The sequence below is a fragment of the Haliea sp. E1-2-M8 genome, from assembly GCF_030649675.1.
Taxonomy (GTDB): domain Bacteria; phylum Pseudomonadota; class Gammaproteobacteria; order Pseudomonadales; family Halieaceae; genus Haliea.
This window is the reverse complement of sequence record NZ_JAUTDR010000029.1, coordinates 38,767-53,449: the sequence shown is the minus strand read 5'-3', so window position 1 is coordinate 53,449 and position 14,683 is coordinate 38,767. Positions and strand designations below refer to the sequence as shown.

General features: G+C 52.7%; 14 protein-coding genes. 2 read left to right on the top strand and 12 right to left on the bottom strand.

The features are described 5' to 3' along the window. Window positions 1-1,134 precede the first annotated feature (1,134 nt). Window positions 1,135-1,455: a hypothetical protein gene (locus Q6D67_RS18700; RefSeq protein ID WP_304707190.1), complete on the top strand. Its 321-nt coding sequence runs from the start codon at window positions 1,135-1,137 to the stop codon at window positions 1,453-1,455. A gap of 203 nt (window positions 1,456-1,658) precedes the next feature. On the opposite strand, the gene Q6D67_RS18695 is transcribed toward Q6D67_RS18700, so the two are convergent. From Q6D67_RS18695 to Q6D67_RS18645, 12 genes are all read right to left on the bottom strand, one after another. Beyond that, window positions 1,659-2,234: a hypothetical protein gene (locus Q6D67_RS18695; protein ID WP_304707189.1), complete on the bottom strand. Its 576-nt coding sequence runs from the start codon at window positions 2,232-2,234 to the stop codon at window positions 1,659-1,661. 48 nt (window positions 2,235-2,282) lie between these two features. Next, on the bottom strand, window positions 2,283-2,759 hold the full coding sequence (locus Q6D67_RS18690; RefSeq protein WP_304707188.1) for a restriction endonuclease: 477 nt from the start codon (window positions 2,757-2,759) through the stop codon (window positions 2,283-2,285). After that, complete coding sequence (locus tag Q6D67_RS21900) at window positions 2,669-3,163, bottom strand: winged helix-turn-helix domain-containing protein (protein ID WP_370551993.1); 495 nt, start codon at window positions 3,161-3,163, stop codon at window positions 2,669-2,671. Before Q6D67_RS21900 ends, Q6D67_RS18690 begins: the two co-directional genes overlap by 91 nt. Window positions 3,164-3,365: 202 nt before the next feature. After that, the gene (locus tag Q6D67_RS18685; RefSeq protein WP_304707187.1) at window positions 3,366-3,983 is read right to left on the bottom strand and encodes a hypothetical protein; all 618 of its coding nucleotides are present in this window, start codon (window positions 3,981-3,983) and stop codon (window positions 3,366-3,368) included. Between the two features lie 303 nt (window positions 3,984-4,286). Further along, window positions 4,287-6,653, bottom strand: coding sequence for an EcoAI/FtnUII family type I restriction enzme subunit R (hsdR, locus tag Q6D67_RS18680; protein ID WP_304707186.1), 2,367 nt, complete (start codon window positions 6,651-6,653; stop codon window positions 4,287-4,289). 40 nt (window positions 6,654-6,693) lie between these two features. Beyond that, complete coding sequence (locus Q6D67_RS18675) at window positions 6,694-7,476, bottom strand: hypothetical protein (protein ID WP_304707185.1); 783 nt, start codon at window positions 7,474-7,476, stop codon at window positions 6,694-6,696. Then, window positions 7,476-8,675, bottom strand: coding sequence for a restriction endonuclease subunit S (locus tag Q6D67_RS18670; RefSeq protein ID WP_304707184.1), 1,200 nt, complete (start codon window positions 8,673-8,675; stop codon window positions 7,476-7,478). The genes Q6D67_RS18675 and Q6D67_RS18670 overlap by 1 nt, the downstream gene beginning before the upstream one ends. Beyond that, window positions 8,672-10,123 (bottom strand): N-6 DNA methylase, encoded by a 1,452-nt coding sequence (locus Q6D67_RS18665; protein WP_304707183.1) that lies wholly within the window; start codon window positions 10,121-10,123, stop codon window positions 8,672-8,674. Before Q6D67_RS18665 ends, Q6D67_RS18670 begins: the two co-directional genes overlap by 4 nt. Window positions 10,124-10,507: 384 nt before the next feature. Beyond that, a complete protein-coding gene (locus Q6D67_RS18660; RefSeq protein WP_304707182.1) occupies window positions 10,508-10,681 on the bottom strand; it encodes a hypothetical protein in 174 nt (57 codons plus the stop codon). A gap of 236 nt (window positions 10,682-10,917) precedes the next feature. After that, on the bottom strand, window positions 10,918-12,033 hold the full coding sequence (locus Q6D67_RS18655) for a ComEC/Rec2 family competence protein (RefSeq protein WP_304707181.1): 1,116 nt from the start codon (window positions 12,031-12,033) through the stop codon (window positions 10,918-10,920). Between the two features lie 16 nt (window positions 12,034-12,049). Next, a complete protein-coding gene (locus tag Q6D67_RS18650) occupies window positions 12,050-12,544 on the bottom strand; it encodes a hypothetical protein (protein ID WP_304707180.1) in 495 nt (164 codons plus the stop codon). A 3-nt stretch (window positions 12,545-12,547) separates the two neighbouring features. Further along, the gene (locus Q6D67_RS18645) at window positions 12,548-13,207 is read right to left on the bottom strand and encodes a hypothetical protein (RefSeq protein WP_304707179.1); all 660 of its coding nucleotides are present in this window, start codon (window positions 13,205-13,207) and stop codon (window positions 12,548-12,550) included. 371 nt (window positions 13,208-13,578) lie between these two features. Between Q6D67_RS18645 and Q6D67_RS18640 the strand changes: the two genes are divergently transcribed. Next, a complete protein-coding gene (locus Q6D67_RS18640; RefSeq protein ID WP_304707178.1) occupies window positions 13,579-14,247 on the top strand; it encodes a recombinase family protein in 669 nt (222 codons plus the stop codon). Window positions 14,248-14,683: the final 436 nt, after the last annotated feature.

Below are 14,683 nucleotides of genomic sequence, written 5' to 3'. Positions count from 1 at the left end.
TCTCGGCAAGATGCAGATCTCAAAATGTCTCGACATTATGTTTCGTAATTAATGGTTTATGATACTAGTGAAATCTCGTTGCTAGTGCAAAATCTACATATCGGAATCAGGGAGACTGCATCAGCACTGGGTGTCGCAGTAAGCTCAGATTCCGACTCTCTCTCAATACAATTTGAAGAAGGTAGGAGGCAACACAATTTCAGAATACAGTTTCAGACGTCTTGGTATGACGGGATAATTTACCTATATATATATGGGCAAGGAAGTGAGTCGGGTAAAAAATCCCGGGCGATTTGTTGACCTTTTTAGAAAAACGCATCGCTCCAGTCGTCAGTAAGACACCATTTAAAGCCTACTCTGGCAATCGAAATTACCCCGCCGCTAGTGGCCCGAGCCTTTCAGCACGCGAAGATGATGGAAGATACTCAATAGGCAAAGGAACCTGTCCGGTTTGTTCTGGCGATGGCGGAGCAGCGGGGTGGTGCCGTAAATGTAAAGGTTCGGGCTGGGCATGAAGCAGAAGCACCCAGAAAAGTCGCACCTCTTTCTGCGTTCTGAGAGCGAAGTTCAATCCAAGCAGAGATTAGCCCTGCCGCATGTCGGCGGCCTGCCAGCACGCCGCTACACCCAGTCCACGTAATCACTTGCCCCACCAGAGTCCGCTAGGGCGCGAAGGAGTACGTCTCCAGAGCATTGTGGAAGTATCGTTGGCAAGATATGCCTTGGTCTTGATCGTGCAGTGAAGACGTTCTGTAGCGGACCTCCTTGCCTGGGTGGGAGAGGCGGGGGATACCTGAGCTCCCTCAGTGGCCACTCGCTGGCCTGCAGGCTAGACTTGGGTAATGAGGTCGCTCGACAAAGACGAGCCAGCCAGGATACGCAGAAAAGCCGCAGAGCGGGTTGCCAATACAAAGCGCAATTACCTTCGCTCAGTCTATTGGCTGGTCGGAGCGGACATGCTAAAGGGCATCCTGATCGGTTTCGAGGCCGGCTTGGTGGTGGCTGATAGCTGGTCTAGTGGCGGGGAGGTGGTCCTTGTCCCTAAGAGCCAGGGCACCGTAGCTTAGCCGATGTGGCATCGCTGGTGGTCAGCGGGTGCTTGAATATAATTCAGCCATCCAGCCGGAGCAGGTCATGTCTGAACACAACCAAAGTCTGAACCTTCGCTTCAGGCTGGCGCGCCAACCTAGCAAGCCGCTAAAACCTCACAATCAAATTACATTTGAGAAAGTCCAGAAGTGTCTGCAGTCTAGCGGTGGTGTTGCCAGGTACCAGGATCTTGAAGCCGCTGCTCGAGGGCATCAATCTGGTGACGCCGGTAGCCCGCACCCCCACCAGTTCATTGATTATCTGATAAAAATCAAGCTGCTGGCGCCAGTAGACCAAATACTTCACAACGAGATTTGGGAAGCCGGTTTGTCGCTTCGGTTAGGTTTTTTCTCGCGTCCGGTTTAGCCAAAAGCTCGCAACGGACTACTGGCAAAACCGCACATCGGTGCGGCAGCTCGACGCTGGCTGAGTCATCAGTACCGCACCGCGGCGGCTCAGCAACGCCGACCTTTGCCAGGATGGTCGGGCGTGAGGGGCGCGCGGCTCTGATGGTGCTGAGGACCCCGTCAGATATGTTCAGATATGCTGCGCTAGAGGGGAAAATCCAACTACGGCCCTGAGGCTTCGACAAATATTCGAGCGGCACGGGTTATATAGAAAACTCTACCTCCCTTGCTGTTGTAGTCGAGCCGGAGTAACCGCATATCGACCAGCGTCAGCAAATCATCCTCGATAAACTGTGGATCGTCATACGCGATCGAGCCACTATTCAAAGCGAATTCCGGACCACCGTACACGTTCAGTTCGATCATGTTGTTTGAGCCAGAGTCAAGAATCTGCTTCAAGATTGAGCCTGCCTGCGTAGAAACAACAGAGTTTGGGTGAATCACACCCGCCACTTCGCCAAAACCCTCCATTCGACTTGCAACGCTCGCAAGCAGTTCGTCGATCTGCGACAGCCTGCTTCTGAGAATCTCACGATCCTGGTTAAGTATCGACTTGATTCCAGTAACGCCGACCAAGCTTTGCTCAATGAGGTGTTTTGTCTCTGAGTGGTTGTTTTGAACAAGCCACTGCGAGAACTCTTTGTATTCATCGTCACTAACCGACTGCCGTCCAGACTTAAACTGACCAACCAGCCCTATGATCGTCGCGAATGCTGTCGCGGTAGATAACGGTTCCAATGCGCATCCTTGAGGTATAGTTGATTTTCTTAGGTATCCAGACCCTACCTATTCGTCGAAGTAGTCCGAGTCGATCCGCTTAATCTCGTAACTTCCAGCAGTTGCGACCCCGACGTCATGGTCGACCATTAACTTTGCCATTCGGTCGCCGTCGATCAAAATAATTTTCGACTCGATCATGGTCACATAGTCGATAGCTTCTTTGGTAAACGAGGATGTGGTTATAAATATACCCTTTTTGGACCTTTTACCCTGAAGTGCTCCCGCGAATTTCTGGATTTCCGGACGGCCAACAGTGCCCTCCCACCGCTTGGCCTGAATATAGATGACGTCGAGACCGAGCTTATCCTCGTTAATCATCCCATCTATGCCCTCGTCCCCTGACTTGCCCATCGCCCGGGCCGCATCTTGCCGGTTGCCGCCATAGCCCATCCTTACCAACAAATCGACGACGGCTCGCTCAAAGAAACCCGGAGAGTTCGATTTAATTGTCGAAAGCACTTCGTCCTCGATGCTCGCCCGCAATTGCTTGTATGCGGAACTGAGGGCGTCCTCGGGGGTGTAATTTGTGTCAAATTCCAGAGGCTACTTGGATCCTCTGGCTTTGTTTTCTTCAACGCCCTGAACTCCCGGAAAGACTCGTACCTTTCTAGGGACGCACTGCTAATTGACACCGGATTCTCCGCGAGCAGATCGAGACCGACGGGCGTAATCTTGAGGTAGCCGCGTTTGGGGCTCGCAAGCACCCCCGCCTTTTTCAGATAGGTACTTGCCCACCCGATCCGGTTACTCATAACGGCGCTGCCGCCACTAGGGAGCATTTCCGACCGCTCTTCCTCGGTTAGCTGGAACTGGTCAGATAATGCCGTCACCGCGTCTTGTTTCTTGTGTTCGTGGCCATCGGCGGCCAGCTTCAAAAGCGGCAGCATAAGAGTCTGGTAGTCGGGAATTGCCATTCGTGCCTCAGAATTGTTTTGCGGAGACTATACAACAAAATTGAGCGATAGGGCTGTATCTGGCAAAGGCACTGGACCTCATGCTGGGATTTTCGCGGGTAGTTTGGCGGGCGGCCTTGAATCGGTTGATGATCGATTTCAAAGGCCGTTGACGGAATATGTTTAATCCGGGCGGTTACACAGGATTATCTACAGGCTCAGTTTTGCGGCCAGGTTCATCGTCGATCCCTGGCTGCTTGGCGACCAGCGGACGCAAATTCTCCAAATACCAAGGCCGCAACTCCGCCAATTTTTCGATGCGGTGCTCGGCACCTTTGAGGCACACGATATAGCGCGCTTTAAGAAATGAACCCTCCACCTTAAGCTTTCCACCTGCAGCCCTAATTGCGTCCCTATATATCTCCACAGGCGCATAACCGTTTTCAATGATGTCCAAAAGCCGCTCAAGCTCCGTATCGTCCGGGGGTGCATTATCCGGGTCAGAATCTAACACCGGTTCAACATCTGACCCGCAGTAGCGACACTTCGTCGCAGCAGCAAGAATACTCTCAGCACATTTCGGACAAATTCGGGTTACCTCAGTAACGTTTGTTCTAGCACTGGCACCAAACCCAAACAGTATTACGCCCGCTAACGTAGCGACGCCGGCAAGTGTCAAATGCGTGCGCCGCTCCTCAACCAAACCCACATTGTGAACTCTGGTACCCCCTGATCGCACTGTGGTATCCATCGCAAGGGCCATCAATGCCCAAAGTATTCCAATGACTACAAGAATTGCCCCAAATGTTTTCATTACTCCCCCTGCTTCCTGCCATTGCATCCGAATTTTTTAAAGCAATGTACTTATACATCACCTATACAATTTCTGCTGGCCGGACCGGCTGACTTTCTTACCCTAGACGGCCCATTATCTCCATGACTCCCGCTTCTGGAACTACTTTTCCGATAAGCCCACTGCTGCCTCAGCAAGGTATCCACTTTGCCAGCAACTACAAAATCAACAACGCGAACTGCCGCTCAATCTCGCCCCCCCCCGAGTATAGCTAAAGACTGAGTCTCGTGGTCCTTTAGTGCTCGAGCAGGCTGTACGTGCAGTCTAGTTATCGACGTCAGTAGTAGGTAAATATAGCCGCTCCTGGAACCCGATGAATACTTCCCTAATATTCTGGACACTGCCCAGCACCTCAACAGCGTCCTGGATGCCATGGTATTTTAGTTCTATCAGATCAGGCAGCTTGCTAATGGCTAACTCGCCAACGCCCTCACCGACGTACTGAGCCAGCACGAAGTCAATGAACTCTCGCTGCTTGTCGTTGTACTGGCTGTTGATGATCGGCTTCTGGCGTCGAGCCCGTTCGTCTCTGGTCAGGGTGCTGGTGGCGAACGCAATGTAGGCGAGGACGTCGTATATGTCGCTGTCCTCGGCGGCAATGATGTGAGTGATTTCCGCCAGCTGCTCTTTGCCGAAACCTCTTTCGGACAGTTCCTGTAGCAGAGCCTCCCTAGTATCGGGCTTGCTCCAAATTTCGCGTAGTTGATCTTCGTCATTGAAGAACGTGGGCAGTTCACCGTATAGCCGCTCTACGAACTGTGCCGCCGACATTGGGGTGCCATCAGGACTCCAGAACGTCGTGGCCACCATGTGCTGGATAAGACGTTCCTTGCCGTCAGCGAGTTTGATTACGACCTTCTGAACTCGTGGAGGCGGATCAACGATAATTGGTGGCTCGCCGAGGGGTGGCTCGGTGTCTGGCCTCGGGGGCCTCGGGGTGCTTGGTTCTGGCTCTATCGGCTCACCGTCCCACTCCGGATCGCTGAAATGCTCGTAGGCCCTGACGAAGTCATATACCGTGAAATAGTCCTTGCCATCGTATAGCCGAGTTCCCCTGCCAATGATCTGCTTAAACTCAATCATGGAGTTCACAGGACGCATCAGGATGATATTGCGGACGTTGCGGGCATCGACCCCCGTTGACAGCTTCTGGGAAGTGGTGAGGATGGTCGGGATGGTCTTCTCATTGTCCTGAAAAACGCGAAGCTGCCGTTCTCCTTCTTTACCATCGTTGGCAGTGACCCGAACGCAGTAATCCGGGTGGGTGCTGGTCTTGTTCTGGTTGATCAGGTCGCGCACCGTGAGGGCATGGGCCTGGTTGGCACAGAACACCAGGGTCTTTTGACGTTGATCCATATCGCCCATAAATATCTTGACCCGCCTCTGCTCCCGGGCCTTGATCTCAATGATGCGATTGAAGTCGGATTCCGTGTACCGCTTACCGGTCTCAACCTCGCCCGCGATCACGTCGTCGTCGGGGGTATAGATATAATCATCCAGGGTCGTCGCAATCTGCTTGACCTTGAACGGGGTCAAGAAGCCGTCGTTGATGCCCTCCTTCAATGAGTAGATGTAAACCGGCTCACCGAAGTAGGCATAGGTGTCGGCATTGGCGTCACGTTTAGGCGTTGCTGTCAGCCCGAGTTGGACGGCAGGTGCAAAATACTCAAGGATGCCTCGCCAGGTGCCCTCGTCATGGGCGCCGCCCCGGTGGCACTCATCAATGACGATGAAATCAAAGAAGTCGGGTGGGTAGTCGCCGAAACTTGGCTTGGGATTGCCCTGTTCATCCCTGCCGGCCATAAAGGTCTGGAAGATGGTGAAGAAAACGCTGCCATTCTTGGGAACCCGGCCCTTCTTGCGGATCACATCGGGTTCAATGCGGACCAGAGCGTCTTCCTGGAACGCTCCGAAGGCGTTGTAGGCCTGGTCTGCTAGGATGTTCCTGTCCGCCAAAAAGAGTATGCGGGGCCTTTTGCCGGGTTCCCCCTCAGGAATGCCCTTGCGCCAATCAGCGATATTCCAGCGGCTTTGGTAAAGCTTCCAGGCGATCTGGAAGGCAATGGCGGTCTTGCCGGTGCCGGTGGCAAGGGTCAGCAGGATTCGATCCCGGCCCTCGGTGATCGCATCCAGAGCCTTGTTGATCGCATTGTGCTGGTAGTAGCGGGGCTGCCACTGACCGCCACTGTCCTCAAACGGGACGGAGGAAATACGGTCGCGCCAGTACCGCTCTGTGGCTTGCTGCTCGGCGTAGGTGGCCTCCCACAGCTCCTGGGGAGAGGGGTAACCGTCGACAGGGCCCTCGGCACCGGTGTGCATGTCCACGCAGTAGATGCCCACCCCATTGGTTGAGTAGGCGAAACGGGATTGAAGCTTCTCCGCATATCGCTTTGCCTGGGCTAGACCCTCGGTGACTGCGGCATCGGCCCGCTTGGCTTCTATAACGGCCAGTTTTTGGTTCTTGTATTCAAGGACATAGTCAGCAATGTCCTGCTTTGCCCTGGAGCCCGCACCCTGCAGGCGGCCAAGGGTGATAGCCTCCCGGCGCACTCGGCTGGCCTCAACCACGCCCCAACCAGCCATTTTTATGGCAGGGTCGATTAGGTCGGCTCGGGTTTCGGCTTCGTTCATGTAAGGCCAGTCATATCGTCAACGAATTCACCTTCAGATTTCATATTGCCGTAATCACTGGCTTTCCAAAAGTGAATAACGGCTCGCGGCACAGGGCCGCCTTTACCTTTTCCGCGGATTCACTGGCCGTCTTGTCCAGGCCCTGGATAGCCTCAAACGCCGCTGTAGGTTCGAGAGGCATCTCCACCACACTGAATTTCAATCCTGCGGGATTGCCCAATAATTTATGTAGGTGCCGCAGGTCAGAAATGTATTGGTCCGTCGTGGCAGAATTACGCAAGCTGGACGGATGGAAGTGGAGATATACCAGTTCAGGCAGGACGTGACGGGCAGTCGCAACCGCACAGGCAGATGCGGCTCGATGCAATACCTGGTACACCACGTCCATAAAATCATCAAGACAAAGATCCTGTTTTGCAAAAGGCCGAAAATATTGTAACCACCCGCTCACTGTGGTTCGGGGATCAGCGCCGTCTGACTCCGGATTTCGGATTCGCTTTGTCACAGTGTCATACCGAGGCTCTCTCCATTTGGCTTCAATGGCCCAAACCCTCGAGTCAGATATTAGCAGGGCGTCGGTCTGGGACGGATTGCCACCTGGCTTTGGTGAGGCGACGCAGTACTCAAAGTAAACCGTGCTGTCAGTCGGTGCGCCCATGGATGTCAAAAGCGAACGCCAATCAGGCTGGCTGTGCTCAACCAGGCTCAATAACGGCACCGTGGAACGATATGGAGACCGCAAGGCCTTTCCTGTCATTCGTTCACATAGTCCTTCAATTCCATCTACCGGCTTGATGTCGAAGCAATAATTGTTCCTCTTCATTATAGTTCTCCGGTGAAGGCTTGGTGAAGAAGTGACTTCTTCAATGCCTGTAGCGCGGCGAGCTTGTGGGAGTAAATGGCGGCGAGGCGTTGGGTTTCTTGGCGGAGGCTGTCGAGGTTAGCGGCAAGTTGTTCTTGCTTTTTCACGTCGGGGAGCCAGACGCGAAACGCGAATAGGTGCTCGCGATTGACCTTCGGCATTCCCGCTCGAGCCGAACCTTGGATTGCGTAATCCGTGAACTCCTTGCTCAACAACAAGTGAAAGAGGTAATTGCGAGTGACCACGTTCGGGGTTGGGGCGAGCGGATACATATCGGCGCTGCAGAGCCCCACGAAGTCGGGACGAGCAACTTTCATCAGGTAGGGACGAATCTTGCTGTAGAGCACCATAGATTGGTCGAACAGGAACTTGCCGGAAATCAGTCCTTCTTCTCCTGCCGTCTTGAGGTCAATGAAGCCGCCAGTTTTTGATTCGATGTTCCCCGCCCCGACGTGTGTCAAACCAAGGAGCTCAGTTTTCCGGGGGTCAACGAGCGTTGAAGTGATCGTGCAGACTTCACCAAGGGTCGTCTCCAGCCACCCCTCACCGCGCTGGCTGAAAACGGAGTGCAAGTGGCTCTCAAACAGTGCGCGGGCGTTTTGGAGGTTCTTTTTGGCGTTGGCTTTGGCGGTGGCGATGCCCTCAAAGGCTTCGTCCAGCAGGACGACGATTCGATGCTGTTCGGGGAGTGGGGGCAATGCGATCTGAAAATCTCGAACCTGTGCCAAAGAGAGATTCTGCTGAGCTACACCGCCTTTGAAGCTTTCGATTTGTGCTAATACGACGCCCGTTTCCAGTGCCTTCAATACGAACTTCGGCGACAAGCCAACGTCACGCTTCAAACGGATTATTGCCAGAGCTTGATTTGTGTTTGCAGGAAGAATGTCGTCTGTCACGAACCCCGTTCGTCCGAGAGCGCCAGCGATGGAAAATAGAATATCACCAGATTGAAGTTGAGAGCGCGCCAAAACCGAATGGCAAGCTGGGGTAATATGTGCAAACTTTTCTTTGATGAACTGACCGGCCGTATTGATTGATTCAACTTTTACGAAGTTGATGCCTTCTTCGACAAACGCGTGTCCGAGTGATGTTGGTGTTGTTCCCTTCGTCACCAAATCGGTCAAGTCACCAAGCCTTGCTACTGGCCACCCTCGCTTCATAGCAGCGCCTTGATTTTGCTCAGTACTTCCGCGCTCTCGGCATCCAGCGCGGCAATTTCTTCCATGATTTCCCGCGGGCTGCGGTGCGTGATTTCCTCGCCACAATCGGGGTTCTTCACCGAAAGGTCAAAGGTCTTCTGATCAATGGCATCGACGTCTGCGCTCCAGCTTTTAGGTGAATCAGCGAAGGTTTTCTGGAGTTCGATGAATTCGGCCAGGTCCGTATCGTTGAGCGGGTTCGTCTTGCCCATGTTGCGGCCGGGATCAAGCTGGTAGTACCAGACCCTTTGAGTCGATGAGCCTTTCTCAAAGAACAGGACCACGGTCTTCACCCCAGCCCCGATGAAGGTACCGCCGGGGCAGTCCAGTATTGTATGCAGGTTGCAGCTTTCCAGCAGTTCCTGTCTCAGGGCTTTGGAGGCATTATCGGAATTGGACAGGAAGGTGTTCTTGATCACAATCGCGCCCCTGCCGCCGGCTTTGAGGCTCTTGATGAAGTGTTGCAGGAACAGGAACGCTGTCTCGCCGGTCTTGATGGGGAAATTTTGCTGAATCTCTTTCCGCTCCTTGCCTCCGAAGGGGGGATTGGCCAGGATCACGTCGAACCGATCCTTGTCCTGAATATCAGCAAGGTTCTCGGCCAGGGTGTTGGCATGGATGATATGCGGCGCGTCAATGCCATGAAGAATCATGTTCATGATGCCAATGATGTAGGCGAGTGACTTCTTTTCCTTGCCGTAGAAGGTGCGGGTCTGGAGGATGTCCAGTTGCTCGGTCGTCAGGTCATTGGCCCGCATATAGTCGTGGGCCTCGCAGAGGAAGCCCGCGGAACCACAGGCACCGTCGTAGATACGTTCCCCTATATTTGGGTCCACAACCCGGATCATCGCCCGGATCAGCGGCCGGGGCGTGTAGTACTCACCACCATTGCGCCCGGCATTGCCCATGTTCTTGATCTTGGCTTCGTACAGATGACTCAGTTCGTGCTTTTCCTTTTGGGATCGAAAGCGCAGTTGATCCATCAGTTCCAGGGCATCACGAAGGGAATAGCCGCTCTGAAACCGATTCTTGATTTCGCCGAAGATTTCTCCGACCTTGTACTCGATGGTTTCCGGCGATGTGGCCCGCTGCTTGAAGCCCTGGAGGTAGGGAAATAGCTCCTGATTGACATAGAGGATCAGGTCGTCGCCGGTCAGGGCGTTGTCGTGATCGAATGAACCATCGGCATTCTTGGGGGCCGCCCACTTAGCCCACCGATGATCCTCATCGAGCAGATACTCATAGGGCTTTCCGACAAGCTCGGCTTCCATGGCCCGCTCTTGCTCCAGGTCATCGAGGTATTTGAGGAATAGCATCCATGACGTCTGCTCGGTGTAATCCAGTTCGGTGGTGCAGCCGGCCTCTTTCCAGAGGACATCGTCAATGTTCTTGAAGGTTTTCTGAAACATCCATATTCGCCATATTGGTCATTTTTTAGCCAGCCACAACATAACCGGAGCTAATCGCGTTAGATGATACCAAGTCTCTGCCATGGGAGAGTCGTTTTTGCAGGTGCAAAGTACACATAAAGACCAGACGGCTGCTACTGCTCCTACTCCCCTTCATATCTCAGCTCTTACTAGATTTCCCAGCCGTCTCGCAGAGAACACAGCTACGCTGGCGTCAACAAACTCACGCACTTTGTCAGCATCCCAAGCGACCAAAGGGCCAGGGACTACGAAGTGGTGATCGGCGAATTCGATGGCGCCCTCTGGCTCGAACAGGGGCAGGGTAGTGGGCGTATTGAAGCCTCTTTCGCCGGAGCGTAACTCGGCGCCTTGATCTGTCACAGCCTAGAAGTTGACTCGGATCGTCACCCCAGTGATCTCTATCAGCAGTTCCAGCAGATCTGCTTCTTCGGCTGCAGAGAGGGATCCTTCCTCGAAGATCTTGTCCAGTGTGACGTAGAGCGTCAGCAGGCTAGGTTCGGGCCACAGATCAATGATCCTCAATCCATTGCAGGACAAAATGCGCCTCTTGGGCGTTAACCACCCCAACAGATGGCACTCCCTTGCAGACCGCATGGCTCTCGACGTCAGCCTGGCTGCGCCCAGCCCTTCGTAAACACTTGTTATCTCCACTCCCATATACTATCCCTGCGACTATTACTGAAGCTTACCCCCGGCCCATACCGCGCGACCAATGATGCCTTGTTCTTGGCACTTGCTGCTGCGGACCTCACAAGCCTGCGTTTAGCCTTGATTCAGTTCCTAGCAATGACGTGATCATAGTCGCCGCGCAATGCACAAGGGTGGCTGTACTCCCTCGACACGTCCACGTGGCTGCAGCCACTAGCAAACGTAACCTGAATTGCACCTTGGCACGGTTGATCCGTGCCGACAGAAGGATCTGCGTAAAAATTCACAAATCTACGTAAATCGACAGGCAGACTAGGTATTGATCGCATTCGTGCAACTTGACCACCACACATGGTTGAGAGGTTTGTACAATAGGGCTTAATGCCTCGCTGCTTTAGGCTTAGCAGCACTTCCTTATCTGGGTGATGTGGGTTTCCGTTTGCAGATATGAGGGCAATTCTTTCTTGCTCCGCGTCTCCACTGAAAAGGTACTCCAGCACGCTGTCGTTACAATCCGCCTTTGCGCCGTGATGTGGCAGCTTTACCACTCCTCCTTCTAATTTTTCCTCAACTCTTAAAAGCTGCCTTCTGTGGTCAAACCAGCTTTGGAACGTCCCGTCGGCGCCCAAGATAATTTTGTGGTGACCGTAGGTGATTTGAAGCGCGACACTGAGATTATTCCAATGAGGATTCGCGACGACACTATCAGTACCTTTTCGAATCGCGTCAAAATAGGCACCCTTTTGCTTGCGAAATGGCAGGATGGCATCAATTTCAAGGCCCTTAGCTCCGTCCACATAAAGACGGTTCTTAGGCCCGGCGCACTCCCCCCATAGGATTCCTGAGGTATGAACCTTTTGCAGTAGACGCACAAATTCAACGCTCTGGGCTCTTACTGTTTCGCTAGGATTCGTTGTATATCTCAGGTATTTCTCAGCTAACTTTTTGAGGTTTCCTCCAGCACTCTCTAGACCTATCGGATAAGAATAGAACTGTTCTACCTCAAACTCACAAAGGACTCTATACAGTCCCATGTAGTGATCGGCATGAGGGTGTGTCAACAAAACAAATGCTAGCTTTTCAGCGCCTAACATTTTCAAGTGGGGCAGTGCTGGGGGTTCAGATTTTCCCGTAGGCACATTTGAATCAATCAGGGCATAAACGGGGGAACGGGAAGGAGGGCAATAGCGAAGGACTATCGAATCGCCTTTGCCGGCATTCAAAATCCAAACGTCTAACATTCAGAAGATTTCTAATTCAGAGGTCGTTTACCAACGCCAATGCCTCCAGATACTCTTCGGTTTCAGACCACAAATCTTCCTCTCGAACGACTTCAATTACTGGCGCCTTGAAGCCATCATTTTGATCAACACTAATTTTCAATCTAGATCCGTATTCGACATGCTCCAAAAACAGACTACGAGGGAGCTGCAGCTGCTCAAGCCCACCTTCCATCTCCACCTCGCACCTGACCGACCAATCATCAACGTCAATCACGGAACCCATTACGTGAGGCTGAATCCCGACTTGTGCCGCGACTGGAATGATACCTTTCCTGGTGCTGGGGTTTTCAACAATCCTTATAGTCTCAAATTCGTCCACGCATTCTGTTGTGGATCCCATGTTGGTCTCGTTGTAATTGATCTTCTTAGATAGGGTGTTGCTGCTCTCGGTTTTGTAAATTGAGTCAGAACGAAAAGCTCGCACGCTGTCCGAGGCCGAGGCGGTGGTGTCTGTTTGTGAGGCCATCATTTCTCAATCCCCCTCTTTTAAGCTACTTTCCAATGCACGAAAAGACGAAAGCATCAATTGTGCAGCATCTCTAGCCCACTTTCGTGGCGGCGCGTAAGTGGTAGTTATTCCTGTCTCATACACATCTATGTCGCACACCGCGGTAAAATCCTCCTTCTGCATCAGCTCACTACCAAGTCGTTGTAACTGCCGCGTAGCCTCTTCGGGCCTAGCGGGCCCTGCTCTATGATGATACTGAAGACTCTCATTCTGTCCGTCCAGCGCGATCCCGAAATCTTTTATTTCGCCCAATGTGGACTCTATTAATTTGCTATACCCAGATCCTATGAACGAAGCAAACGATCTAGTGACTTGTTCATATGGGGCGGGAGCAAAAAAACTGAAGCATCTCATGCCCACCCTACGGACATTCTTAATACTGAACTCGGTCAATAGCCCTTCCATTAGGCGTGTGAGCTTGTCGAAGTCTTCCTCCAAGTGGAGCTTGGCGACGGACACCCCTGACACGTATTCAATATCCATGATTAAAGTAGTAGGTTCAAAAATAAGGACACAAGATTTCCCATTCCCTTCATCATGACGATTCCCAGAAATTCGACCATTGTTTCTGTCCTGACCAACAGACTTCCAATAGTCTTTCCCCAATGATTCCAAATGTCGCACCACAGATCCTGGTCTGTCTAGGAATTCGTAACAGACTTCAAAGTCGAATCTCAAAATAACACGACGAACGCTCACACAGTCACCTAAGACTATCGCCAAGCTAAAGGGGAAACCATTCTCAGGTGCCGCGCAACTCTTGTCAAACGAGAATATCCTTACCAGCGTTTCAATTTGTTGACCGCTGCCTTACCCGGCCTGTGACTGCCAGCTAAGCTCAGCCCGAAGGGCTCAGACGCTCGAATGTATATTATATTAATAATTAGTTGACACATCAAAACCGGCCCAATACTCTGTACATTAAATCAGCCATTTATATTTATTGACACATTACTGTCAAGTATTCGATTTAGTGTACACATGGGAGCCGGAATATGGTCAAGCTCGGATATGCCAGGGTATCAACCAATCAGCAGGACCTCACCACGCAACTCGACAAGCTGAAGGCTGCCGGGGTGAGGGATCACAAGGACTTCCTGTTCACCGATAAGGCCAGCGGCAAGAACGACAAGCGACAGGGCCTTNCCACGCAACTCGACAAGCTGAAGGCTGCCGGGGTGAGGGATCACAAGGACTTCCTGTTCACCGATAAGGCCAGCGGCAAGAACGACAAGCGACAGGGCCTTGAACTGATGATGACCAAGGCCCGCCAGGGCGACCATATCGTCATTACCAAGCTCGACCGTCTCGGTCGCAATACCGCTGACATGATTCGCATCATTGAAGACCTTCATGAGCGCGGCATCACCGTCCAGTTTTTGGACGACGGAATCAGCACCGAGGGCTCCATGGGCAAGATGGTCACCACCATCCTGGCCGCGGTGGCCCAGGCCGAGCGGGAGCGCATCCTGGAGCGCACCAATGAGGGCAGGCGGGCCGCAATGGCGCGAGGGGTGAAGATGGGTAGGAAGCCATCAATCTCCCAGGCTGAACGTGAGCGGGCTGTGAAGATGGTATCCGAGGGCATACCGAAGGCTGCGGTGGCCAAGCAGTTGGGGTTCAGCCGGCAGAAGCTTTACGACATCCTTGATGAGCTTGGGTGACTGGGATTATCTTCCGTCAGATGTCGGCTGTGCGCGGTCATATTCCCAAGGGCGGTCCCATTCGCAAGACAATTTCAGCATCTCTCGACATCAACTTCTCCTGATACTTCTAACGCTTGCAGCGTGCGCGCCCATGGAATGGAGCCGAAGGCGTAATGTAATGGGCGTCGCCGTGCCTGCATTGGTTAGATTCGCCACTCACTGACGTTTCTTTGCTTTCTTGAGATTATCTTCTGCGTCTCCGGCCCCAACACCCGTTGTTTCCTCAAACCTTACCCTTTCAACTTCCAGTTCGGTTTTTATTTCATTATCTTCGCAACGCCGCGCGACAATCTCGGCAGCCGCGGCTACCTTATATGCGTAATTCGCGAGACATTCGGTGAATTGAGGTATACGCGGAGTTCCCGACATTCCAGAAGTAAAAAATCTACACCGG

Coding starts and splice junctions, on each gene's coding strand:
- Q6D67_RS18700 (WP_304707190.1), top strand. CDS start 1,135: ATGTCTGAACACAACCAAAGTCTGAACCTTCGCTTCAGGCTGGCGCGC.
- Q6D67_RS21900 (WP_370551993.1), bottom strand. CDS start 3,163: ATGCTGCCGCTTTTGAAGCTGGCCGCCGATGGCCACGAACACAAGAAA.
- Q6D67_RS18685 (WP_304707187.1), bottom strand. CDS start 3,983: ATGAAAACATTTGGGGCAATTCTTGTAGTCATTGGAATACTTTGGGCA.
- hsdR (WP_304707186.1), bottom strand. CDS start 6,653: ATGAACGAAGCCGAAACCCGAGCCGACCTAATCGACCCTGCCATAAAA.
- Q6D67_RS18675 (WP_304707185.1), bottom strand. CDS start 7,476: ATGAAGAGGAACAATTATTGCTTCGACATCAAGCCGGTAGATGGAATT.
- Q6D67_RS18670 (WP_304707184.1), bottom strand. CDS start 8,675: ATGAAGCGAGGGTGGCCAGTAGCAAGGCTTGGTGACTTGACCGATTTG.
- Q6D67_RS18665 (WP_304707183.1), bottom strand. CDS start 10,123: ATGTTTCAGAAAACCTTCAAGAACATTGACGATGTCCTCTGGAAAGAG.
- Q6D67_RS18655 (WP_304707181.1), bottom strand. CDS start 12,033: ATGTTAGACGTTTGGATTTTGAATGCCGGCAAAGGCGATTCGATAGTC.
- Q6D67_RS18650 (WP_304707180.1), bottom strand. CDS start 12,544: ATGATGGCCTCACAAACAGACACCACCGCCTCGGCCTCGGACAGCGTG.